At 58.8% G+C, this 23,131-nt stretch carries 16 protein-coding genes and 9 pseudogenes; 16 read left to right on the top strand and 9 right to left on the bottom strand.

The window, feature by feature from the left end:
- The first annotated feature begins 75 nt into the window (after positions 1-75).
- Positions 76-2,313 (top strand): polysaccharide biosynthesis tyrosine autokinase, encoded by a 2,238-nt coding sequence (locus tag CA833_RS03395; RefSeq protein WP_207079248.1) that lies wholly within the window; start codon positions 76-78, stop codon positions 2,311-2,313.
- A gap of 17 nt (positions 2,314-2,330) precedes the next feature.
- Positions 2,331-3,476, top strand: a complete 1,146-nt coding sequence (locus tag CA833_RS03390; RefSeq protein WP_207079247.1) for a hypothetical protein — start codon at positions 2,331-2,333, stop codon at positions 3,474-3,476.
- A 198-nt stretch (positions 3,477-3,674) separates the two neighbouring features.
- Here CA833_RS03390 and CA833_RS03385 read toward each other — a convergent pair.
- Positions 3,675-4,720 (bottom strand): annotated as a pseudogene (locus tag CA833_RS03385) (IS630 family transposase).
- An 85-nt stretch (positions 4,721-4,805) separates the two neighbouring features.
- Between CA833_RS03385 and CA833_RS03380 the strand changes: the two are divergent.
- Positions 4,806-5,378, top strand: a complete 573-nt coding sequence (locus tag CA833_RS03380) for a winged helix-turn-helix domain-containing protein (protein ID WP_207079246.1) — start codon at positions 4,806-4,808, stop codon at positions 5,376-5,378.
- A 37-nt stretch (positions 5,379-5,415) separates the two neighbouring features.
- Here the strand turns inward: CA833_RS03380 and istB are convergent, their stop codons facing one another.
- Together istB and istA (CA833_RS03370) are read right to left on the bottom strand one after the other, a co-directional pair.
- Entirely contained in the window at positions 5,416-6,273 is an 858-nt protein-coding gene (istB, locus tag CA833_RS03375) for an IS21-like element helper ATPase IstB (RefSeq protein ID WP_207077822.1), read from the bottom strand.
- Positions 6,270-7,811, bottom strand: coding sequence for an IS21 family transposase (gene istA / locus CA833_RS03370; protein ID WP_370584490.1), 1,542 nt, complete (start codon positions 7,809-7,811; stop codon positions 6,270-6,272). Before istA (CA833_RS03370) ends, istB begins: the two co-directional genes overlap by 4 nt.
- Positions 7,812-7,971: 160 nt before the next feature.
- On the opposite strand from istA (CA833_RS03370), the pseudogene CA833_RS03365 reads away from it, so the two are divergent.
- Positions 7,972-8,496, top strand: a pseudogene (locus CA833_RS03365) (IS630 family transposase); the annotation flags it as partial.
- A gap of 27 nt (positions 8,497-8,523) precedes the next feature.
- On the opposite strand, the gene CA833_RS03360 reads toward CA833_RS03365, so the two are convergent.
- The 3 genes and pseudogenes from CA833_RS03360 to CA833_RS03350 all read right to left on the bottom strand — a co-directional run.
- Positions 8,524-9,357, bottom strand: a complete 834-nt coding sequence (locus tag CA833_RS03360; RefSeq protein ID WP_207079245.1) for an IS5 family transposase — start codon at positions 9,355-9,357, stop codon at positions 8,524-8,526.
- A 191-nt stretch (positions 9,358-9,548) separates the two neighbouring features.
- Entirely contained in the window at positions 9,549-10,496 is a 948-nt protein-coding gene (locus CA833_RS03355) for an IS481 family transposase (protein WP_142632503.1), read from the bottom strand.
- Between the two features lie 39 nt (positions 10,497-10,535).
- Positions 10,536-10,760: pseudogene (locus CA833_RS03350) on the bottom strand (helix-turn-helix domain-containing protein); the annotation flags it as partial.
- Positions 10,761-11,152: 392 nt separating this feature from the next.
- Here CA833_RS03350 and CA833_RS03345 point away from each other — a divergent pair.
- Positions 11,153-11,986, top strand: coding sequence for an IS5 family transposase (locus CA833_RS03345; protein ID WP_142632654.1), 834 nt, complete (start codon positions 11,153-11,155; stop codon positions 11,984-11,986).
- Positions 11,987-12,034: 48 nt separating this feature from the next.
- Here the strand turns inward: CA833_RS03345 and CA833_RS03340 are convergent.
- Positions 12,035-12,328 (bottom strand): annotated as a pseudogene (locus CA833_RS03340) (transposase); the annotation flags it as partial.
- Positions 12,329-12,539: 211 nt separating this feature from the next.
- Between CA833_RS03340 and CA833_RS27275 the strand changes: the two are divergent.
- The 9 genes and pseudogenes from CA833_RS27275 to CA833_RS03295 all read left to right on the top strand — a co-directional run bounded on the left by CA833_RS27275 (position 12,540) and on the right by CA833_RS03295 (position 19,690).
- Positions 12,540-12,923 (top strand): recombinase family protein, encoded by a 384-nt coding sequence (locus CA833_RS27275; RefSeq protein ID WP_207079244.1) that lies wholly within the window; start codon positions 12,540-12,542, stop codon positions 12,921-12,923.
- Positions 12,920-13,795 (top strand): hypothetical protein, encoded by an 876-nt coding sequence (locus tag CA833_RS03330; protein WP_207079243.1) that lies wholly within the window; start codon positions 12,920-12,922, stop codon positions 13,793-13,795. The genes CA833_RS27275 and CA833_RS03330 overlap by 4 nt, the downstream gene beginning before the upstream one ends.
- Positions 13,796-13,944: 149 nt before the next feature.
- The gene (locus tag CA833_RS03325) at positions 13,945-14,967 is read left to right on the top strand and encodes a glycosyl hydrolase (RefSeq protein WP_207079242.1); all 1,023 of its coding nucleotides are present in this window, start codon (positions 13,945-13,947) and stop codon (positions 14,965-14,967) included.
- A gap of 19 nt (positions 14,968-14,986) precedes the next feature.
- Positions 14,987-16,231 (top strand): O-antigen ligase, encoded by a 1,245-nt coding sequence (locus CA833_RS03320; RefSeq protein ID WP_207079241.1) that lies wholly within the window; start codon positions 14,987-14,989, stop codon positions 16,229-16,231.
- Between the two features lie 45 nt (positions 16,232-16,276).
- Positions 16,277-16,414 (top strand): annotated as a pseudogene (locus tag CA833_RS03315) (IS5/IS1182 family transposase); the annotation flags it as partial.
- 101 nt (positions 16,415-16,515) lie between these two features.
- Positions 16,516-17,082 (top strand): annotated as a pseudogene (locus tag CA833_RS03310) (transposase); the annotation flags it as partial.
- Positions 17,083-17,179: 97 nt separating this feature from the next.
- The gene (locus tag CA833_RS03305; RefSeq protein ID WP_207079240.1) at positions 17,180-17,638 is read left to right on the top strand and encodes a transposase; all 459 of its coding nucleotides are present in this window, start codon (positions 17,180-17,182) and stop codon (positions 17,636-17,638) included.
- Positions 17,635-17,997, top strand: coding sequence for an IS66 family insertion sequence element accessory protein TnpB (gene tnpB, locus CA833_RS03300; RefSeq protein ID WP_207079239.1), 363 nt, complete (start codon positions 17,635-17,637; stop codon positions 17,995-17,997). The genes CA833_RS03305 and tnpB overlap by 4 nt, the downstream gene beginning before the upstream one ends.
- 58 nt (positions 17,998-18,055) lie before the next feature.
- Positions 18,056-19,690 (top strand): annotated as a pseudogene (locus CA833_RS03295) (IS66 family transposase).
- Positions 19,691-19,729: 39 nt separating this feature from the next.
- On the opposite strand, the gene CA833_RS03290 reads toward CA833_RS03295, so the two are convergent.
- Positions 19,730-19,990 carry a hypothetical protein gene (locus CA833_RS03290; protein WP_207079238.1) on the bottom strand — a complete coding sequence of 87 codons (261 nt, stop codon included), beginning with the start codon at positions 19,988-19,990 and terminating at the stop codon, positions 19,730-19,732.
- Between the two features lie 69 nt (positions 19,991-20,059).
- Here CA833_RS03290 and CA833_RS03285 point away from each other — a divergent pair.
- Positions 20,060-20,593: pseudogene (locus CA833_RS03285) on the top strand (transposase); the annotation flags it as partial.
- An 86-nt stretch (positions 20,594-20,679) separates the two neighbouring features.
- Here CA833_RS03285 and CA833_RS03280 read toward each other — a convergent pair.
- A pseudogene (locus tag CA833_RS03280) lies at positions 20,680-21,398 on the bottom strand (IS630 family transposase); the annotation flags it as partial.
- 204 nt (positions 21,399-21,602) lie between these two features.
- Between CA833_RS03280 and istA (CA833_RS03270) the strand changes: the two are divergent.
- The gene (istA, locus tag CA833_RS03270) at positions 21,603-23,129 is read left to right on the top strand and encodes an IS21 family transposase (protein ID WP_207079236.1); all 1,527 of its coding nucleotides are present in this window, start codon (positions 21,603-21,605) and stop codon (positions 23,127-23,129) included.
- The last annotated feature ends 2 nt before the right edge of the window (positions 23,130-23,131 follow it).

Genomic DNA, 23,131 nt, shown 5'->3' with positions numbered 1-23,131 from the left:
AAGGTTGGCTGGCTGGCCTTAAATTTTGACGTGTCGGATTGGCGATAGCGGAGCCAAGCTAGTGTTCGCTTGTCGATGCAACAGGTCATCGAGCTTGAAAGAATGGCGGGGTTGAATTTGAAAGACTTACAATCTGCTGAGGGCTCGCAAGAAGGTGAGTTCGCCGGTTGGGATGCCGATACCAGCCTCGAAGTGATTCTCAAGAAAGTCATCGCGATAGTTCGGCGAAATGTACTCCTGATCGCCGCAACGGTGGCGAGCGTTGTCGTATTCGGCGTTATCGTGACGATGCTGATTACTCCGAAGTATGATTCTCAGGCCCAGGTCCTCGTCGAAGATCAGGCCGATCAGATCATCGAAGGTAGTGATCTGCAGAGAGCCGGTGCCGCCTGGGATACCGATCGTTTCCTGCAGACTCAGTTGGGAATCTTGCAAAGCCGTTCGCTCGCCCGCAGCGTGGTGGAAGCCGGGCGCTTCCATGAGGATGCGGCTTTCTATTCCGCGATGGGCGTTGATATGCCCTCGGACGACGATCTGGCCCGCGAAGGTTTCGCGAAGAAAGCTTACGCCAATGCGCGCAAGGACGTGGCGATTGACGCGCTGACGGAAGCGCTTTCGGTCAAGCTACCGATGAACAGCCGTATCATCGCAATCACCGTCAAGAGCCGCAGCCCCGAATATGCGGCGAATCTCGCCAACATGTTTGCCGAACGCTACATAGACGGCAACTTGCGCCAGAAGTATGAGAGCAGCGCTTATGCGCGCAAGTTCCTGGCCGATCAGCTTGAGGAAGCGCGCACCAAAGTGACGCAATCCGAGCATGATCTCAATCGTTACGCCCGTGCCGCTGGCCTGATCCGCGTATCGAACCAGGGGGACAGCTCGAAACCGGAAGCCGAGCTTTCGGTGACCGGAAGCACGCTCGTCCAGCTCAACGACGCGGCTTCGCGCGCAACGGCGGACCGGATTGCCGCACAGGATCGCTGGCAGGCGATTTCGTCGGCGCCGCCGCTGTCGATCAGCGAAGTGAACAGCAACCAGGCCGTTCAGTCGCTGGTGGGCGAAAAGGCGCGCGTCGAGGCGGAACTGGCCGATGCCCGTTCGCGTTACATCGACGATTCGTCGCAGGTTAAGGCGAAGAAGGCGCAGCTTGCCGAGTTCGACCGACGCATCGGGGTGATTGCGGAATCGATCAAGCGTTCGTCTTATCTCGATTACCAGTCCGCCAGCGAGCGCGAACAATCGCTTATGGCCAAGGTCGATTCGCTGCGTAACGAAGCGTTGAACGAGCAGGATCGCGGGGTCCAGTACTCGGTGCTCAAGCGCATCGCCGATACCAACCGGGCGCTCTATGATACGCTTCTATCGCGCTACAATCAGATCAATGCAATCGCAGGTGCGGCGGTCAACAACATTACGCTTGTTGATCGCGCCGAGGTGCCGACCGAGCCCTCGTCCCCCAAGCTGATCCTTAACATCGCTCTTTCGTTTATCGTGGGGTTGCTGGTAGCTGCCGCTGCTGTGCTGTTGCGCGAGGTCTTCGATGGATCAATCCGCTCGCCGGAAGACGTTGAGGTGAAGGTCGGGCTGCCGTTACTCGGCCTCATCCCGCTGGAACCCAAGCGCGACGTCAACGATGCGCTGGAGGATCGTAGGTCGGGCGTAGGCGAGGCTTACAGCACGCTGGTCACCAATCTGCGCTATTCCACTGCCAACGGTTTACCAGAATTGCTGATGGTGACCAGTTCGCGCGAAGGTGAAGGTAAATCGACCGCTTCGCGTACTATCGCACGCGATATGGCCCGCCTCGGCAAGCGCGTCCTGCTGGTAGACGCCGACCTTCGTCGTCCTACCCTGCACGGCTATCTGGCTGAGCGAAACAAGCGTGGATTGTCCGACTATCTCACCAACCAGAAGACTTTCGATGAGATCGTTGCTCCCACGGATGTCGAGAACCTCAACTATGTGACTGCACTACCGATGCCGCCAGATCCGGCACTGCTGTTGGGCGGCGAAGGTGTGAGTCGCTTCATCGCGGAGGCGCGTGCACGCTATGACTTGGTGATCATCGACAGTCCGCCGTTGCTGGGCCTGTCGGACGCGGCCCTGCTTGCCAACCATGCGGATGGCGTGCTCTTCGTGATCGACGCCTCGGTGTTCCACCGCGGTGCAGTCAAGTCGGCGCTGCGCCGCATCAAGCTGGTCAATGCCAAGATCTTGGGTGTCGTCCTCAACCGTTTCGATCCTAAGAACTCGGGCGATAACTACAGCTATTACGATAACTACTACACTTATGGTCAGGCCGAGGACTGAGAGACGGTCGCGTGTGCATGACGGTTATTCGCAAGTTGGTTTGGTTCGCGCTGTGGGTGGCCGTCGCGATTGCTGCGTTGGGGTTCGAAACGGATCGCGAGGCTAGGCATAATGCATCGCTAGCGGAGTACGTTCCTACACCGTTTCGGGGGTTTGCGCTCGAAGTGTTGGCGCGTGGTGACTTTGCACGTGGAGACGATGCTGCTGGCATGCAACTGGCGCGTGAGATGGTGGCACGCCGTCCGATACCGGCCGAAGGGATGGCGATGGTCGCGCAGGGTGAACTGGCTGAGGGTCGTGAGCGGCCCGCGCTTGCTGCTGTCATGGTGGCGGCCGAACGCGGCTGGCGTGACAGTTTCACTCAGGCGGCCCTTGTTCAATTGGCCGTCCAAGGTGGCGACTGGGACATCGCCGCGCAGCGCCTCCTGGCACTTTGGCGCAAGGGCGAGAACAACGACGAGCTTCGTGTTTTGAGTGGCGCTGTGCTATCGCGCAAGGAAGGACTAAGGGCCTTTAATGCGCAATTGCGCGCCGAGGCAGGCTGGAGCAATGCATTGCTGCTTTGGTCGGCGGACACACTTGATGCTTCGTTGGTAAGGAGCTTGGCCCATACGCTGCGGCGCCAGCATGCGCAACTCGACTGTTCGTTGCTGTCTGTCCGTGCAATTAGCGCGATCCGCAGAGGCCGTGGAGACGTTGTTGACGCGTTGTGGCAAGCGGCGTGCAGCGGTACTTCGAATGGTGTAGTAACTCGTGGTCTTGGAACACTCTTGTTTACGCCTACTGACGGACTTGTAGGTCCCTTTGATTGGAGCTACCCCGTTGGGCTAGGCGTCGTCCAAGAAGTTTCTCGTGCAGGTGGCGAGACTATCTTGCATTTCTCTAATTCTGAAATAATTCGTCAGCCGATTGCAAGGCGGATGGTGCTGTTACCATCCGGAGAACACTTTGTCAGAGCGGAGGGTGGCGCAGTGACACCTTCGGAAGATCTCACTCTTTTGATAACGTGTTTCGATCGTGATGGAAGGCGCCAAACAATAGGAAAGTTCACTCTCACTAGAGAAAGTCGGGATTTTAATATATCGGCGGCATGTGTCAGTCAGATGCTTGAAATTGAGGCGGGTTCTGGAAGCGGGAGCTTGAGTTTTATAAGGATCGATTGATTGTTTGTTAATTTTTACTAAGAAATGGCTCTGAATCTCGCTGGAGAATGGATATTTACGCACGAAAACTTGGCGATCATCGGCCCGACCGGCATCGGGAAAGTTGCTTCGTATGGGTTTTATTGCGCAAATCGGTCGGATTGCGGCAGTCGGCGTTTGAAGGCGCCGGTCACGCGACACGTTGAGTTTGGGGCCTTCCTAGTGTCCTGTCCCGCAAATAGCTTTACATAGGCGTTCGACCTTTTCGAGGATGGCTTCGCTTGTGGCGGTCCAGACAAATGGTTTCGCCTTGGTGTTGTATGCCTGCACGAAGGCGTTGATTTTATCGACGAGGTCCTTGGCGCTGGCGAAAGAAGCGCGACGGATCTGGCGTTGGGTGAGAAGCGCGAACCAGCGTTCGACCTGGTTCAGCCAAGACGCATAAGTCGGCGTGTAATGAACATGGAAGCGCGGTCGCGCAGCAAGCCAGGCGCGGACTTTGGGATGCTTGTGCGCGGCATAGTTGTCGACCACCAGATGAGCGTCGAGGTCAGGCGGGACATTCGCCTCGATGTGCTTGAGGAAAGCCAGGAATTCCTGGTGCCGGTGACGGGCGCGGCACTGGGTGAGGACCTGGCCATTCGCGATGTCGAGGGCCGCGAACAAGGTCGTGGTACCATGCCGGACATAGTCGTGCGTGACGCCTTCGAGATATCCAAGACCAAGCGGCAACACGGGCTGCGTTCGTTCCAGCGCCTGGATTTGCGTTTTCTCGTCAACGCACAGGTGAGGTAGAGCCCGACGATGTCCTTGACCTTCTCGACGAACAGCGGATCGGTTGAGAGCTTGAAGCTCTTCGAGCGATGCGGCTGAACACCGAACAGCGTCAACATGCGCCCCACTGTGGTCTTGGACGGACCCGTGGCCGCCACTGCGGAGCGAACTGTCCAATGCGTACCGTCTGCAGGCTTGCTCTCGAGAACCGTGCGCAGCAACTGCGCCACCCTCTCTTCGTCATGGGTTCTCGGCCGCCCTGGCCGGGCTTCTCCGTAAAGTCCTACGAGCCCCTATTCGAACCATCGCTTGCGCCAGTGGCAGACCGTTGGGTTCGTGGTTCCGAGCCGGCGCGCAATTGCGGTGTTGGTCTCGCCATCGGCTGAGGCCAGAATGATCTGCGCACGACGAACCACACTGTGCGGAGCGGAATGGGAACGGCTGATCCGCTCCAACTCTTCGCGCTCGCCATCACTAAGTGCCTGACTCATACCAAAACCTGTGGAATCTGACTCATCGGGGGTATCGGGGTTTGCGCTGACGTGATTCACCATCGCAAACGGTAGGAGTTTTGCGATGGCAGCGCCGGTCAGACTTCGAGGTGATTTCAGCCCAGGGCAGGTTCGGGCCTTTGCTCGCCGCGCCAAGGATGCAGACCAGGTCCGGCGTCTCCTGGCAATTGCGACGATCCTGGACGGCGGTAGCCGGAGCGACGCGGCCAAGGTCGGCGGGGTGACGCTACAGATTGTCAGGGATTGGGTGCTGCGCTTCAACGCGCATGGCCCTGATGGTCTGGAAACCCGCAAGGCGCCGGGGCCGGATACTATCCTCGACGACTGCCATCGACGCGCGCTGGCTGAAACCATCGAAGCGGGCCCTATTCCTGCTGTTCATGGTGTGGTTCGCTGGCGGATCATCGACCTCGTCCAATGGCTATGGGAGGAGTTCGAAATCTCGATCAGCAAGCAGGCGCTGGGGCATGAACTTCGGACCATGGGCTATCGCAAGCTCTCGGCCCGGCCACGCCATCAGGGGCAGCGCCCTGAAGATATTGCCGTTTTTAAAAAGCCTTCCCCGCCCATCTGGCACAAATCCGAAGGCACCTGTAGCGCGACAAACAGGATGAGGATTGCGCGTCAATCAGGATGAGAATGTGATTGTCGCGGCGCGTCATTCAGTGCCGATTTTAATTGTCGCTGGCAAGGACCTCGTTCTCATCCTGATTGTCGCGGATGGTCTCGAGGACTTTTGGAGTGGTGTAAGCGGCAGGACGTCCAGCCCCGGTGCGGCGGGCCTGAGCCGTGCGCCGGCGATAACTTTCGACGTTCATCTCGAAGATCGTGGCGTGATGCACGAGCCTGTCGACCGCAGCGAGCGTCATTGCTGGGTCCGGGAAGACGCGGTTCCATTCGCCGAAGGGCTGGTTAGCGGTGATAAGCAGGGATCTGCGCTCGTATCGGGCACTGATCAGTTCGAAGAGGACGGAGGTCTCCGCCTGGTCGCGTGAGACGTAGGCGAAGTCGTCAAGAATGAGCAGATGATACTTGTCGAGCTTGGCGATTGCGGATTCCAGCGTCAGTTCGCGGCGAGCGACCTGCAGACGTTGGACGAGGTCAGAGGTGCGGGTGAACAGTGCTCGCCAGCCATTTTCCACCAATGCTAGGCCGATCGCCGCCGCCAGATGGCTTTTGCCGCCGCCTGGCGGGCCGAACAGGATGAGATTGGAACCTTGGTCGAGCCAGCCATCGCCGGCGCACAGGGCCATGACCTGGGCCTTGGAGATCATCGGCACGGCCTCGAAGGCAAAGCAGTCCAACGTCTTGCCCGCCGGCAGGTGGGCTTCAGCCAGATGACGCCCGATCCGGCGGCGATCGCGTTCGGCGAGTTCGTGTTCGGCGAGAGCTGCAAGGAACCGGCTCGCGGGCCATCCTTCCTTATCCGCCTGGGCCGCAAAATCTCCCCAGATATGCTTGATGGTTGGCAAGCGCAGTTCATTGAGCATCAGGCCCAGGCGCTGTGCGTCGATCATGGGAGCCGTGCTCATGCCGCTTCTCCCTGTTCGATCAGCCCGTCGTAGATCGAGAGCGAGACCATCTCGACCACAACTTCGGGCAAAGTGGCGGGATCGGGGCTAAAGCGGCCCCGAAGTGCCGACAGGCATGGGGTCCTGCGGATTGCCAGGTCCTCCTCCAGGATATGGGCGAGCTCCGCCTCACAGGCGCGCTCGTGGGCCATGGCCAGAAGCTCAACCATGATCCGGCAGGCTTCTTTCTCGCCCACAGCTTCCAGCAAGTGCTCGAACATGAGGCGGTAGGGTGCGCGGGGGAACAGGCTGTCACGATAGACCAATCCACGCAGCGCCATCGGCTTGCGGCGCAGGGAATGAATGACATGGCGATAATCGACAACGTGGCCGTGCTTACCGTTCACACCGGCGCGGCCGCGCTGCAGGGTCATGAGCCTTGTGCCGCCGATGAAGACATCGAGACGGTCGTCGTAAAGGCGCACTCGCAGGCGATGACCGATCAGGCGCGAGGGGACCGTGTAGAAGACCTTGCGCAGGGTGAAGCCGCCCGAGGACGTCACTGTCACAAGGACTTCCTCGTAATCGGTAGTCCTTGCGTTCGGGAGGGATTGCAGCGCCTTGCGCTCAGCATCGATGCCGGGACCGTGGCGCCGGTTCCTTGCGGTCACGACTTCGTCGATGAAGCGGCGATAAGCGGCAAGGTCGATGAAGTCCGTGGTTCCGCGCAGTAACAGCGCGTCCTTCACTGCAGCCTTGATATGACCGTGGGCGCTCTCGATCGCACCGTTCTCGTGGGCAATGCCTGTGTTGTTGCGCGTCGGCTCCATTCCATAATGGGCGCATAGGGCGTCATAGCGCCTGGTCAGGTCGGCCTTCGCATCGGCGTCCAGATTGCGGAAGGCGGCCGACAGGCTGTCGGTGCGGTGGAGCCTGGGCGCTCCGCCGGCAGACCAGAGCGCATTCTGCAGCCCTTCGGCTAGGGCGACGAAACTCTCGCCGCCCAGAATGACGTGTCCATGTTCAAAGCCGCCGCAAGGCAGGCGGAAGTGATAGAGCAAGTGGTCCAAGGGTGCCCCGGCGATGGCGACCTCCAGATCGTTCATGCACGTAAAATCGGACATGCCGAGCCGCCCCGGCTCATGAACCTGCCTGAAGATGACTTCCCGATCCTGGCCGTTCAGAGCGCGCCAGTCGCGAATACGCCTCTCCAGGGTTCGTCGTGAGCCGAACTCGGTATCCGGGTACCGGCGGCGCAGTTCCTCGAAGATCGCGACAGGACGAAGACCGGGAGCGGCCTCCAGCATCGGCACGACAACCTCCTCGAAAATGCCCGATAGCGGATCAGGGCGCCGTCGGCCGCGCGGCGCCTGTCGCTGGGAAGGCAGGCGCGCATCCTGCAGCACCCGATAGCCGGTCGCCGGGCTGAAACCGGCCTTTGCCGCTGCCAGGGCGACGGGATCGTTACGTCTGTGGGTCATGAAAAGTCTCACCTGATGATCGTTGATGTGTCGGCCCGCCACACGCCAGGTCCTCCTTCCCAAGAAAACCCAATGCATAGCGGCCGCCGCGACCATCACAGGCACCCTTCAAAACGCGCCTCCTGCGTTCCGGCATCGGCTACGGGCTACGCCCTTCGCCAATCCCGGAACGCAGGATTCTCATCTTGTTTGTCGCGCTTTCTCACCCTGAATGTCGCGCGACAGGCACCTGCCCAAAGGCACGCCGATAGAGCTGTGGTGGCAAGATGAGGCCCGGATCGGGCAGAAGACGCAGATAACCCGACGCTGGGCCAAGCGCGGCACGAGACCCGTCGCGCCCCGTGATCTGCGCCGGGCTTCGGCATGGATCTTTGGGGCAATCTGTCCCGCAGAAGGCAAAGGCACCGCGCTGGTCATGCCTCGTTGCAACAGCGAGGCTATGGACCTGCATCTCGCCGAAATCAGCAGCCAGGTCGCACCCGGCGCTCACGCCGTGCTCATGCTTGATCAGGCCGGGTGGCACATGTCCGGAAAACTCGACATTCCTGCCAACATCACCCTCCTGCCGCTGCCGCCCAAATGTCCCGAACTCAATCCGGTCGAGAACGTGTGGCAGTTCATGCGCGACAATTGGCTCTCGAACCGCATCTTCTCGTCCTACGACAACGTCGTCGATCACTGCTGCCACGCTTGGAACCGCCTCATCGATCAGCCATGGCGCATCATGTCCATCGGCTTGCGCAAATGGGCGCATGGGTCATGATCAGAGAGTCTTGGTATCAGAAGTTCCTCAAGCGTAGCAATACCTTGCAGTTCTGCGGGTGAGCATGCGGATGGAAGCTATCGTTGTCCATGCTGTGGAGGATGCGATGGTGGTTTCCCAGTCCTTGGCGAGGCGGCGGCATCGACCAAGCCATGCAAAGGTGCGTTCAACGACCCACCGCCGCGGGAGAACCTGGAAGCCCTTTGCCTTGTCTGAACGCTTGATGATCTCGATCGTCCAGACTCCCGATCCGGCGAGGGCTGCACTGAGTTTGTGGCCAGCATAGCCCCCATCGGCAAAAACATGGCGTAGCCACGGGAAGCGCTTCCGCACGGCCTTGAGGACATCGACGGCACCGTCGCGGTCCTGGATGTCGGCGGTGTGGACCATGATGAAGATGAGAAAGCCGCAGGTGAGGGTCAGGATATGCCGCTTCCGGCCCTTGATCTTCTTGCCCGCGTCATACCCGCAAGGGCCGCCGCTTTCGGTGGTTTTCACTGACTGGCTGTCGATCACACCGGCACTCGGCGAGGCTTCGCGCCCTTCGATCTCGCGCAGGTTCATCACCAGCACCGTGTTCATGGCCTCGAGCAAACCGGTGTTGCGCCAAGCGTAGAAATAGCGCTGCACCGTCGAGACCGGCGGAAAGCATTTGGGCAGAAGCCTCCAGGCGCAACCGCTTGCTGCTATGTAAAGCAAGGCATTCACCACCTCGCGCATGTCTGTCGTCCGACGACGACCTCCGCGCTTGGCCGGCGGGATGAACGGCTCCGCCAAAGACCACTCACGGTCCGTCATATCACTGGAATAGCGCAATCCTTTCCGGCTATGCTCCTGCCCGGCAATACCAGTCCATGTCATTGATCACTCCATCTCTCGCAGGACGGCGTGAATCACAACATGCTGGTATTGCTCAACAACTTTCGGGGCGGGCTCTAAGGCAAAGCGTCCGTTCCTGCGGCCGACCGACACCCGCCAAATTCGTTCTCCCTCGGGACAACGAATCTTCCGCCTGTTTCGACTTTATGTAAAGCTATTTGCGGGACAGGATACTAGGTGTTTAGTCCCAACATGTGATGGTTAGGTTTGACGATAAAGATGTGAGGCTTTGATTTCCAGAGTTCCTCGACAGCTTCGTAAGGCGTTCGGAACTTGAGCGCCTTGAGCTGCTTGGCGAAGTTGTAGGCGGTCAGCCAGTCACGGACGTGCCGTCGCAGTTCGTTGATCGAGGCGTAATGGAAGGATTTGACGGTCGCCTCCTTGATGGTTCGCACCATGCGTTCGGCCTGCCCGTTGGTCCAGGGATGATAGGGCTTGGTTAGCCGGTGCTCGATACCGTTTTCCTGACAGACGCGGCCGAAGATGTGCGGGAAGGACAGGCCGGTGCCACGCTCGAACTGGGCGAACTGCACGCCGTTGTCGGTGAGGATGGTGTGAATCTTGTAGGGCACCGTCCTGATCAATGCTTTCAGGAAGCCGGCTGCGACCAGCTTCGTCGCTCTGCGATAGATGCGTGCGAAGACCAGCTTGGATGTGCGGTCCACGGCGACATAGAGGTAGGCCTTGCCATCCTCATAACGCAGTTCGGCGATATCGATGTGGAAGTAGCCGATCTCGTAGTTCTTGAACTTCTGCGGCTTCTCGCGATCGGCTTTGGGCAACTGGCTGATCCCATGCCGTTGCAGGCAGCGATGCAACGACGAGCGGCTCAGATGCGGGATCACGTCCTTGAGCGCGATGTAAACATCGTCGAGTGGCAGCCGGGCCTGCACCCGCAGCGCCACGATCGCGGCTTCCTCCATTGGGGAGAGCACAGTGCTGCGCCGCTCCCTCGGTCCCATCGGCAAGTCTTCCACCGATTGCCGCTTGCGCCACTTCAGGACCGTTTTCTCGTTGATCCCGTACTTCTTGGCGAGGTGCGCGACCGAAGCTTGCGATCGCTGTAGCTCTGCTCGAATGGCGTGCGTGGTCTTGGCGCTGCCATGGAGAACCTGGCCCATAAATCCCTCCGCTGTGATGGGGATACTTTTACACCATCACATGTTGGGACCAAACATAATCCGCTCACGCAGGAATTCCATGTAAGGAGCGATCTTGCATGGTCGTCCCAATTTACGAGGGCCGTAAGCGGGCACCTCAACGCCGCGCTCGATGTATTTGCGAACGGTCTTGGGATCGCGGCCCGTCCGACGGGCGATGGCGGTCACCGACAGCCCCTGCCGGTTCAGCTCCAGTATCATCATGGCTTCTCCAAGTCGGATCATCGGGCGCTGCCTCCTGCAGGAGATCATCGCGCCGAATTTGGAGTTCCCCAATGAGCCGGGGTTAACCCCGGCTCATTGGGGAACCAGGTCCAACAATCAGGGAATTTTCAAAGCCCACATTTGCGGAGAATTACACGCCCACTGACAGATTGAACGTAAATCAGTTGGATGATGTCTGCGGGAGGTGAGTAGAAGATGGCCTGACAGTTGACCGGTGTCCGGGAACCCTATGGCGCAAAATGGCACTCGATGCCGGCCCCTTTATGAGGACCTGGACGCGCGGATCTCCATCTTGGCCAACGGCATAATGCCATAAGAGCCCGATCCAAAAGTTGTTGAGCAATACCAGCATGTTATGATTCACGCCGTCCTTGCGAGAGATGGAGTGATCAATGGCATGGACTGGCATTGCTCGAGAGGAGCATAGCCGCAAGGGACTGCGTTATCCAAGCGACATGACGGATAAGGAGTGGGCGCTGGTGGCCCCGTTCATTCCCCCGGCAAAGCAAGGCGGTCGGCGGCGCAGCACGAATATGCGCGAAGTGGCCAACGCGCTGCTCTATCTGGCTTCGGCCGGGTGTGCCTGGCGCCTGCTGCCCAAGTGCTTTCCACCGGTCTCGACGGTTCGGCGCTATTTCTACGCTTGGCGTAACGCGGGATTGTTCGAGGTGATGAACACGCTGCTGGTCATGAACCTGCGAGAGATCGAGGGGCGCGAAGCCTCTCCCAGTGCGGGCATCATCGATAGCCAGAGCGTGAAAACGACCGAAAGCGGCGGCCCGAGTGGATATGACGCGGGCAAGAAAGTCAAAGGCCGCAAGCGTCATATCCTGACCGACACCTCCGGTTTTCTGATCTCCATCCTCGTGCACACCGCCGATATTCAGGACCGTGATGGCGCCGTCGACGTGCTCAAAGGCATATGCCAGCGCTTCCCCTGGCTGCGCCATATCTTCGCCGATGGTGGCTACGCCGGAGACAAGCTCAGGAGAGCACTCGCCAAAGTCGGGAATTGGGTAATCGAGATCATCAAGCGTTCCGACAAGGCCGAGGGCTTCGAAGTCCTCCCGCGCCGCTGGGTCGTCGAGCGCACGTTCGCCTGGCTGGGGCGGTGCCGCCGCCTCGCAAAGGACTGGGAGGCGACCATCGCCTCGTCTACCGCCTGGGCCACGATCGCTTCTATCCGCATGCTCATCCGCAGAACCGCAAGATATTGCTACGCTTGAGACACTTTTGAATCGGGCTCTAAGGCCGGATACGTTTTCGCAAACTGTTCAGATCATTCGAAACAATCCGCTTGCCGACGGGGCGGGCCATACGTTAGCGCCAGCGGCCGACACGCGGCCCCGGATCGTGGTGCTGTCGATCATGTGCTGCCAGTCATCGGTCAAGCCGAGATCGACAAGCGTTTGGAGCATGGCATCCCAGACGCCTTGCTCGGCCCAACGACGGAAGCAGACGTAGACCGAATTCCACTTCCCATACCGCTCATGCATGTCGCGCCAGGGGCAGCCAACCCGCAGGACGTGCAGCATTCCATTGAGATAGCGCCGGTTATCTCCGGCCGGGCGAGCATGCCTGCCCTTCCAAAAGGCAGACTTGAATCAGAACTTCACCGGGTTGGGAATCCCTTTTGTCAACGCAACCTAGACACTGCGGCAAGCGGGGGTAGAAAACGAGCGGACATTTGCCCATTTCCGGTACACTCAGAGGTCGCTGGCGTTCTGCGTCGCAGTAAGTTAATCAAGTCATTCCATCTAAGGCAACCGGAATGGTCGGGTGACGGTTTTCTTGCACAGAACGGGATTCTGCTTCTTACCCATCGGCTATGCCCGGATATCCGCCGAGGACCAGTACCTCGACTTTCAGCGCGATGCATTGGCCCGCGCCTGCTGCGAGAGGGCGTTCGAGGACAAGAAGTTGGGTGCGAGGGATCTCGCTGGCCTTACCGCAGCGCTCGACGATGCGCATGCGCGCGGTCTTATGGGAAGGCGCCAGCGTGGGCGCTCGCTCGCGACGTGCTGTCACGCGGTCGAACTGCACCGTGCCAGAGGCAAAACGGTACGCGAGGCGTATCGGTTGATTGGCATAAGCAAGCTCATGCTCTACGCTCATGTCGCCGAAGTTGACGAGCAAGCCGCAGAAGAACGCCGGGCCGCGTGACGCGCGGTAGCGCAGTTTCGCCGCAGGCATCTGACCTGATCAGGCGGCGCGTACAACTTCCGAATGTGCGGCCGGCGCCTTGGCGATGGATCGTCGTGTCTGACGTCGTCCGGCTGGACCTCTTACACCGGGTGATTGAGGCGGCGATGGGCAGGGAGGGTGGACATCTTTGGCGGCTCTACCTCCACGGCGTCGACCATGGCGTGGAGTTGGGCCGGAACCTGCCGGTACCGTTATCCCGGTTTCGGTTGCGCGCAAGGGAGCACTTCTCTTACGTGTACGCTTCCGGCGACAAACGAGCGCGCAGCAGCATTGACGGGGGCGAACGAGGAGATGTCGCCATGACCCTGCGCTGCACCGCCCCCATCATGATAGAATTGCGATGCGAGGACGATCGGCACGGTATCGATGCGGCGATCAATCGCTTGGATGCGCCTGCGTTCGAGGTGCTCGGACTCATAGTGGCGGCGGTACATCCGCTCCGCCGGAACGTGCGGGCCCGGTTGATCGCGGCTCTAGTGGGCGAGTGGCAAACTGCACAGCGCGCGCGTCGGGCTAGCTGTGCCGCTTGCGGGCCGAAGGATTTCCGGCCGGTGGCGATACGCATCGCCTTCGATGAGCGGCGTGTCAGGCCTGAGCAACTCCGGTGTCGCGGATGCGGCAGCGATGCGGGACCGGATGCGAGGGCGACGCTGCTACCCATTCGCCTGATATCGATGGAAGGAATCCGCCGGCAACTGCACGCAGTGGCGGAGAGACAAGAGGAGGAACGCGAGTTCGAAGAGGGCAACTATATGGAGCAGCCCGACGGGCCTGTGATTCTCGGGATCAAAGGTGCTTACGTTCGTGACCGCGATGCTTCTTGGTTCTAGGTCATCGTACGCAAGGGCAGGGGCTCATTCAAGCGAAGCAGGGGGGGGAGGGGCAGTTGATCGCGCAGATAAGGCTCAACATGCCAGTATTGATCGACAATGTTGGATCAGGTTATTGGCCATAATCACGCTGAATTAGGAACAAGATTATGAATTATATTAGCGGAAGGCGAACCTTTTTAAGGAGGGTGGTGTTTGGTTATTTTGGGGCATTTACTTTAAATTGGGGTAAAAAATCGCACGGCGCTACTAAACCGTTTTCGGTAGGGGTCTGTGCACACCTCTGGAGTGCATCCCCGCAAGAGCTAGACAAGACATTTGCAGCTTTGTCGCGTAGCACCTTTAAATTTGTACGATGGGACCTGCCATGGAAATCTGTGGAGGTTACCAAGGGCGTTTTGGTTATGCCGGATAGATTCGATGATATAGTCAATCGTATTAATTCACTGGGCATGTCAAGTATTATAATTTTAGATTATGGAAATAGTTTCTATGACAACGGGGATAAGCCAATATCGTTCGAGGCTGTCCAGGCATTCGTAAGGTACGTCAAATTTGTAGCATCCCATTTTAAGTCAAAAATTGATTATTATGAAATTTGGAATGAGTGGGATACGAGGAATGGGGGGACAAGTTATACTAGTGTTGAGCGTTACCTTGATATAATTAGGTTATCAAGCGATGTGATTCATGAGGTTGATCCTAAAAATAAAGTTTTAGCAGGGAGTTTTTCTGCGTTCACTCTTAATAGATTTAATGACAATCCTTCTATGGATAATTATATGAGGAAATTTATAAATTCTGATGTGGGAATTTATATAGATATAATTTCTGTTCATCCGTATGTGAGAGGGGGGTCTGTCGAAAATATTTTATTGCGCACGAACTCGTTCCTTAAAAATATAAAAAATTGGTTTGATTATGGGGATTTTTCAAAAAAACCAATTATGATTACTGAGTTTGGTTGGAGAACCGCCGGGAATGATCTGGACGTGGTTAGCCAGGAAGGTCAAAATATTCTTATAAAGAATACTCTGCGCATCGCCCGCGAACAGGGCTATTTGGCTGCGTGCCTTTATGAGTTAAAGGACAGTGGACACGATGAGGATTATGGAATTTACTCCGAGAATTGGGAGAGGAAAAAATCTTCCAGTGCATTTGACGTAATATAATTCAGAAAGAATTTTTGAAATGAAGTTCTTGTTATTATTTTCAATAATTTTATGCTTTGTTCCAATATCTATTGGAACTCCAGTGGGTTATATTAGCCCGGTGGATGTCTCTGTTTCTTTGATGGCGGTGTATTCTTTTGGGGTTTTGCTGTCTCGCCGGGGAGTTGTTAACGGGAGAGATTTAAGGATATTAATAATATCCTCGCTATCATATTTGATTATTATTGTATGCACCATTGTTGGTGGTAATAGCGTCGATTTTGGTGCTTTGTTTAAGTATTTTGTTTTTCTGTGCATTATACCATTCTCTTTAATGATTGCTAAGGCGCAATACATTCGGAATGTTGGGCGCATGCCTATAGAGAGTGTAATTGCAATATCTGGATCTTTTCTTTCGGCATTTGTTGTGCTGCAAATACTACGTGGGCAGTATGCCTCAAACGGACCTGAAGAGTACTATATATATATAGCCGGGAACATTGTTCATAAAAATTACATTGGCGCCCTTTTGGTTTTTAGCTCGCTGAGTTCCTTGTGGTGTGCGTTGCAGAATAAGAAAATAAAATATATTCCTATGTATTTACTGCAAATAATGGTGACAATTTTAATAGGAAATCGGTCTTCATTCGTGGTTGAAATTATATTTAGTTTTATTATTTTGTTACGTGTTCGCCAAAACTCGCGCTCAATCGTAATAATAATTTGTTCTGTGGTGTTTGTTTTTTCAGCAATTTTCATAATACAATTGATGGGCTTGTTCCACGCGCAGACAGAAAGATTGTTATCGCTCAATGAAGTTGGTAATGGGCAGATGTCCTCTGCAAGTGCGCGACTATGGCTATGGAGCTATGCTTGGGATTTAATTGTTCAACGACCAATTTTTGGCTATGGTTTTGGGAATTTTCTTTACATTGCACCCAACTGGTTAAATGGTCGTGAAGAGCCTCACAATGCTATTCTGCAGATACTTTATGCTGTTGGATTCACAGGTGCAATCTGTATTTACGGCATGATTTTCTGGGGGTTGCTGCCGAAGCGAACAAATAGTTATAACGCGAGGATATTTGCGTTGATGGTAATGGCCAATATCGTCAACGCAATGGTCGGTATCATCTGGATACGTGGCGAAGGTCACTTGTTCTGGATGTTGTTTTTCATCCTCGCGATGGGCTATTTCCGCAAGTTGGACACCTCGAAGAACCGAACAATTGGACACCTCGAAGAACCGAACAATTGGACACCTCGAAAAACCGCTGGCGCCTAGCGGCTTGAGGTGATTCACTGTCTTTGCGCGACGGTGGAGGCGATGATTGCGGGACAGTCGAGTTTCTTCGATCTTTCGGACTGATACGAGGCGTTGAGCGCTGCAGGCGATCCGCTTGAACGGCTTGCGACTGTCGCCGACCTCGAGGTTTTCCGCGGCCCGTGGGTGGCAGCACTGCGGCGGAGTTGACGTGACCCCTTATACCAAGCTGGACACCTCGAAAAACTCGTGGCGCCTGACGGCCTGAAGTGATTCACTGCCTTTACGCGATAGCGGAGGCGATGATGGCAGGTCAGCCGGGTTTCTTCGATCTTTCGAACCGATATGAGGCGTTGAGCGCGGCGGGCGATCCGCTGGAGCGTCTGGCGGCGGTTGTGGATTTCGAGGTTTTCCGCGGCCCGCTGGTCGCTGCGCTGCGTCGTAGTCCTCGCGGCAAGAGTGGCCGCCCAGCCTTCGACCCGGTGCTCATGTTCAAGATCCTGGTGCTGCAGGCGCTGTACTCGCTATCGGACGAAGCGACCGAGTTCCAGATCAAGGACCGCCTCTCATTCCAGCGCTTTCTGGGGCTCGGGCTCGACGGCACGGTGCCCGATGCGACGACGGTGTGGCTGTTCCGGGAGCGTCTGGTGAAGGCCAAGGCGATCGACAGGTTATTTGCCCGCTTCGATGCCGCGCTGACCGACCGAGGCTACCTCGCCATGGGCGGGCAGATCATCGACGCCACCGTGGTGCCAGCCCCGAAGCAGCGGAACACCGAGGAGGAGAAGGCGGCCATCAAGGAGGGCCGGATCCCCGAGCGCTGGCAGGATAACCCTGCGAAGATCCGGCAGAAGGATCGCGATGCCCGCTGGAGGTAAGCGTACGGCCTCCCGCGTGTTGCGGCATTTCGGCTTGGCGCTGATGGACCTCCGCTAAGGAGTCTCTTTCTGGACTCCAGAAGGAGGCCAAGTGAAGGATCGGGTGGAGATCATCGCGCGCACCGAACGGCGCAGGAAGTTTTCGGATGCCGAGAAGGCGGCGATCCTTGCCGAGGCAGATGCGGACGGCGTATCGGTCCGTCAGGTGGCTGAGCGCCATGAGATTGCCGAGAGCCTGATCTATAACTGGCGGTCGGCGCGCCGCCAGGCAGCAGCCATTGCCAGTGAGGCGCTTGAGTTCATTCCCTACGGCGCGATCATAACGACGGAGCCCGCAGCTGCGCCAGCGGTGCCTGAACCCCAGAAGGCGCCGCGACCTGTTTCGCCGCCGGTGCCATCAGTGTCGGAGGAACTCATCCGCCCCCATCCAGGTGCGCGCCCCGGCGCGATAGACATAGATTTGCCCAGCGGCGTTCGCCTGTCGGTGGACAGCTACGTCAACGAGAAGGCGCTGGCCCGAGTGCTGCGAGCATTCCGGGATGTCTCGTGATCTCGCTTGCGCCCGGAACGAAGGTCTATCTGGCGAGCAAGCCGGTCAGCATGCGGCTCGGTTTCGATGGGCTGGCGGCGCTGGTCCGCCCGCTATTCGCAGTCGAGCCCTACGGCGGGCATGTCTTCCTGTTTCGCAGCAAGAGCGGCAATTACCTGAAGGCGCTGCACTGGGATGGCACCGGGCTTTGCCTGTTCGCCAAGCGTTTGGAACGGAGCCGTTTCGTATGGCCGCCGCTCATCGAAGGCGGTGTCGTGCTGACCCCGGCGCAGTTTGCGCTGCTGATCGAAGCGATGGATTGGCGGCGCACAGTGGCCCCCCGATCCGCCCCGCCTGCCGGAGCAGATTTGACGCGATAATCGCCGCATTTCCGGGCTTTCTGCTTGGGCGGAAGGCCGGATTCTGCTATCGGGAAGCGTGTCTCCCGACGATCTCGAACTCCCTGTTGATCCCGCAGAATTGCGCGCTTTTGCGGAGGCGATGCGCGCACGTCTGGCGGCTTCGGAGCAGGCACTGGAGGCGGAACGGGCGGCCCATGACGCGACCCGCGAGAAGCTCGAGACCACCCAGAACTCGATTCTGCTGACGGCGCTTCAGATCGAGAAGTTCAAGGTCCAACTGGCCCGCCTCCGGCGCATGAAGTTCGGTCAGTCGTCGGAGCGCCTTGCTCTTCAAGGCGATCAGCTCGAGTTGACGCTGGAGGATCTCGAGGCCGAGCATGCCCATGCCGAGTGTGTGGTCGACGGCCATGTGCCCGAAGAAGCCCCGGCCAGGACTGCCCCTCGCAAGCCTCGCCGTGCACCACTGCCCGACCACCTTCCTCGCGATGAGGTTATGCATGCAGCACCGGATGCCGACGGCTGCTCCGCCTGTGGGGGCACGATGGGCAAGCTCGGCGAGGACGTGACCGAAGTGCTGGAGTATGTCCCCGGTCGCTTCCGCGTCGTCCGTCATGTCCGGCCCAAGCTTTCCTGCAACCGCTGCGATATGATCAGCCAGGCGCCGGCCCCGGCGCTTCCCGTGCCGCACGGCCGTGCTGGTCCCGGCCTGCTGGCCCACGTCATCGTTTCCAAGTTCGCTGATCACCTGCCTCTGTACCGCCAATCGCAGATCTACGCGCGAGAGGGTGTCGAGATCAGCCGCTCGACGATGGCGGACTGGCTGGGTCAGGCAAGCTGGCTGCTGCAACCGATCGTCGATCGGATCGCCGATCACGTCATGGCCAGCGTGAAGCTCCACGCCGACGATACACCCGTTCCCGTGCTGGCGCCGGGGACCGGGAAGACGGCAACGGGGCAACTATGAGTCTACCTTCGCGATAACCGACGATGGAGCCATCTGGATAAGCCGGCAGCGCTGTTCCGCTACAGCCCCGATCGCAAGGGCGAGCGACCGCGCGAACATCTCAAGGCCTTTGCAGGCTTCCTGCAGGCCGATGCCTATGCCGGTTTCGAGCGTCTCTACGCGAGTGACCGCAAACCGGCGCCGATCACGCCCGTTGCTTGCTGGGCGCATGCCCGACGTAAACTGAACGATGTCTACAAGGCAGACCCGAACTCGGCCGCGCTTCAGGGGCTGCGGATGATCGGCGAACTTTACGATGTCGAGCGGCAGATCGTGCGTGAGCCAGCAGATTTCCGTCGCAAGGCTCGTAAACTCTCGAAACTCAAGGCGCTGGATTTCTTCGCCTGGGCCGACGATGTGTTGTCCAAGGCCTCGGCCCGATCACCGCTAGCCGAAGCGCTGCGTTATGCAGTGAGGCTGAAGCCGCAGTTGCTCTCTTACACCGAGGACGGCAGGCTGGAGATCGACAACAATCCGGCGGAGAATGCCCTCCGGGGCATAGCCGTGGGCCGCAAAAACTGGCTTTTTGCTGGCGCCGATTGCGGAGGTGAGCGCGCCGCTTCCATGCTTTCGCTGCTGGAGACGGCCAAGCTCAATGGCGTCAATCCGCAGGAATGGCTTGCTGATGTGTTGGACCGCATCGGCAACGGGCATCCGATCAACCGGATCGACGAATTGCTGCCTTGGCGATGGTCGGCGCCACTGTAATTAGCGGCTGATTTTGGTGGGAACGGTCCTTCGTCTCAATCAATAGATCACACCGATAGCCTCAAGGAAAAACGCTCCAGTCACGATAGTCAGCAGACCAAAAAAGAAGGTTCTGTAATGATCCTGCGCCAAAGCGAACTTGAAAAAAGTCGGATTACGATCGCGCTCCCCCCAACCAGGGATGTGCCAGAACAAGAATCGGAGGCGACCTGTTTGCTTGGCCTCTCTATTCGCGCGGAACGACATCACTGTGGCCCATGCACTGAGCGTCATGACGATAAGGGCGAGCCATGCGGGCATGACTGGATTTATGCTTCGGTTTAGCAAAGCCGGCAAGGGGGCGCAATTCAATGACGGGAGAAACCGGACGCTTACCGCTGGAGCGTCAAGTACACCAAGGCCAAGGTCAAAGAAGGCGCGGACCCCAAGGCCTTCAAGCCGGTCGATCTGGCCATCCCGATGTTCGGCTACAAGAACCATATCGGCATCGACCGGGCGCATGGCCTGATCCGCACCTGGGATGCCAGCGCCGCCAATGCCCACGATGGCGCAAGGCTGCCGGCGCTGATCAGTCCGGACAACACGGCCTCGGGGGTATGGGCCGATACGGCCTACCGCTCCAAGAAGAACGAAGCCTTTCTCGCCAAGGGCATGTTCACCAGCCACATCCACCAGCGCAAGCCGCACCGCCGAGCGATGCCTGAGCGTATTGCACGCGCCAATGCCAAGCGGTCGGCGGTCCGCTCCGCCGTCGAGCATGTCTTTGCCGGGCAAAAGCACCGCATGGGTCTGGTGGTGCGCACCATCGGTATTGCTCGTGCCCGCATCAAGATCGGCATGACCAACCTTGCCTATAACTTCCAGCGCCTGGCCTGGCTCGAGGGGCGAATTGCGCCCGCGTGACGCCAAAGATGGCCTGTGAAGGCGCCTCCCCGACGAAAATCAGCAGATCAGACCCCGAAACCGAGGCTCATACCAAGACTCTCTGATCATGACCCATGCGCCCATTGGCGTAACCCGATTGACATGATGCGCCATGGCTGATCGATGAGGCGGTTCCAGGCGTGGCAGCAGTGATCGACGACGTTGTCGTAGGACGAGAAGATGCGGTTCGAGAGCCAATTATCGCGCATGAACTGCCACACGTTTTCTACGGGGTTGAGTTCGGGGCACTTGGGCGGCAGCGGCAGGAGGGTGATATTGGCCGGAATGTCGAGTTTGCCGGACATGTGCCACGCGGCTTGATCGAGCATGAGCACGGCGTGAGCACCGGGTGCGACCTGGCTGCTGATTTCTGCCAGATGCATGTCCATGGCCTCGCTGTTGCAGCGTGGCATGACCAACGCCGCACCTTTCCCTTCAGCAGGACATATTGCGCCGAAGATCCAGGCCGAAGCCCGGCGTAGATCACGGGGCGCAACGGGTCTGGTGCCACGCTTGGCCCAGCGTCGGGTGATCTGCGTTTTCTGCCCGATCCGGGCCTCATCTTGCCACCACAGTTCTATCGGGGTGCCTTTGGGCAGGCGCCTTCGGATTTGCGCCAGACGGGCGGGGAAGGCTTTTTAAAAGCGGCAATATCTTCAGGGCGCTGCCCCTGATGGCGTGGCCGGGCCGAGAGCTTGCGATAGCCCATGGTCCGGAGTTCATGCCCCAGCGCCTGCTTGCTGATCGAGATTTCGAACTCCTCCCATAGCCATTGGACGAGGTTGCGGATTCCGAGGTCATCGCGCGCAGCATTCCGATTTGAAGGCGCGCGGGATTCCGAAATGATCGCGCGCAGCGTTCCGAGAATTGTCCGCGCAGCATTCCGAGATGATCGCGCGCAGTTTGCGGTGGGGAGCACCTGATCGTTGGGCCATTTCGCCGGTCGGATAACGGCCGGAGGAAATGGATGCCGACGAGGAGGGTAGCGATGCGCCATGTGCGCGAGATTTTGCGTTTGAGCCTGGATGCGGGGCTTTCGACACGGGTGGTTGGAGAGCGGGTCGGCGTTGGGCCTACGACGGTCCGCGACACGTTGAGGCGGTTCGGGTGGTCGGGACTGACCTGGCCGGTTCCGGCGGAGATGACCGACGCCGATCTGGAGGGGCGCCTTTATGGCGTGTCCGGTGTGAAGCCGGGGCGGCGCAAGCAGCCGGAACCGGACTGGTCGGTGGTGGCGCGTGAGTTGAAGCGCAAGCACGTGACGCTGCAGGTCCTCTGGGAGGAATACTACGCCGCGCACCCGGACGGCTATCGGTACAGCCGATGGTGCGATCTGTTCCGCCGCTGGGAAGGCCGGTTGCCGCTGGTCATGCGCCAGAGCCACGCCGGCGGCGAGAAGATGTTCGTCGACTATGCCGGCGACACGGTGCCGGTCGTGGTCAATCGCCGTACCGGCGAGGTGCGCGGTGCCCATCTGTTCGTGGCGGTGCTGGGCGGCTCGAGCCTGTCGTTCGCCTGTGCGACCTGGACCGAGCAGTTCCCTGACTGGGTCGAGGGGCACAATGCCGCGTTCCGGTACTTTGGAGGCGTCACCCAGCTTCTCGTGCCCGACAACGCCAAGGTCGCGGTGATCAAGGCCTGCCACTTCGACCCGATGGTCAACCGCGGCTACACCGACCTGGCGCGCCACTACGGCACGGCGGTGCTGCCGGCGCGGCCGAGGAAGCCGAAGGACAAGGCGAAAGTGGAAGCCTGCGTCGGCATTGTCGAACGCTGGGTGCTGGGGCGCCTGCGCAACCGGATCTTCTACAGCCTGGCCGAGGTCAACGCCGCGATCGCCGAATGTCTTGCGGATCTCAACGAGAGGCGCGTGCTTCGCCAGTTCGGCAAGACGCGGCGCCAGCTGTTCGAGGAAATCGACGCGCCGAACCTGAAGCCGCTGCCGGCGGAGCCATGGGTTCACGCCGAGTGGAAGCGGTGCCGGGTCGGGCTCGACTACCACATCGCGCTCGACCGCCATCATTACTCTGTGCCCTGGCGCTTTGCCCGCCGCGAGGTCGAGGCCCGCTTCACCGTGCGCACCGTGGAAATCTTCCTCGATGGCGAGCGCATCGCGGTGCACATGCGCGGGTCCGGCAACGGGCGGCACACGACGATCCCGGAGCACATGCCGTCGAGCCACAGGCGCTACCGGGAATGGACGCCGGCGAAGATCCGCGAGGAAGCAGCGCGGATCGGGCCGATGCTGTCGCTGCTGGTAGAGAAGATCATCGAGGATAGGCCCCATCCCGAGCAGGGTTACCGCTCGTGCCTGGGCATCATCGCCCTTGCCAAGCGCTTCGGCGCTGAACGCCTCGAGGCGGCCGCGCTGCGCGCGCTGGAGATCGGCGCGCGCAATTACCCCTCGGTCAAATCAATCCTCGAGAAGGGGCTCGACAGGATCCCGGCGCCGAAATCCCCGGAGCGCGAGCCGATCCTCCACACCAACATCCGGGGCTCCGGATATTATCACTGAAA

Source organism: Novosphingobium sp. KA1 (assembly GCF_017309955.1).
Taxonomy (GTDB): domain Bacteria; phylum Pseudomonadota; class Alphaproteobacteria; order Sphingomonadales; family Sphingomonadaceae; genus Novosphingobium.
The sequence above is the reverse complement of the archived record's forward strand: the minus strand, read 5'-3'. Positions and strand labels throughout refer to the sequence as shown.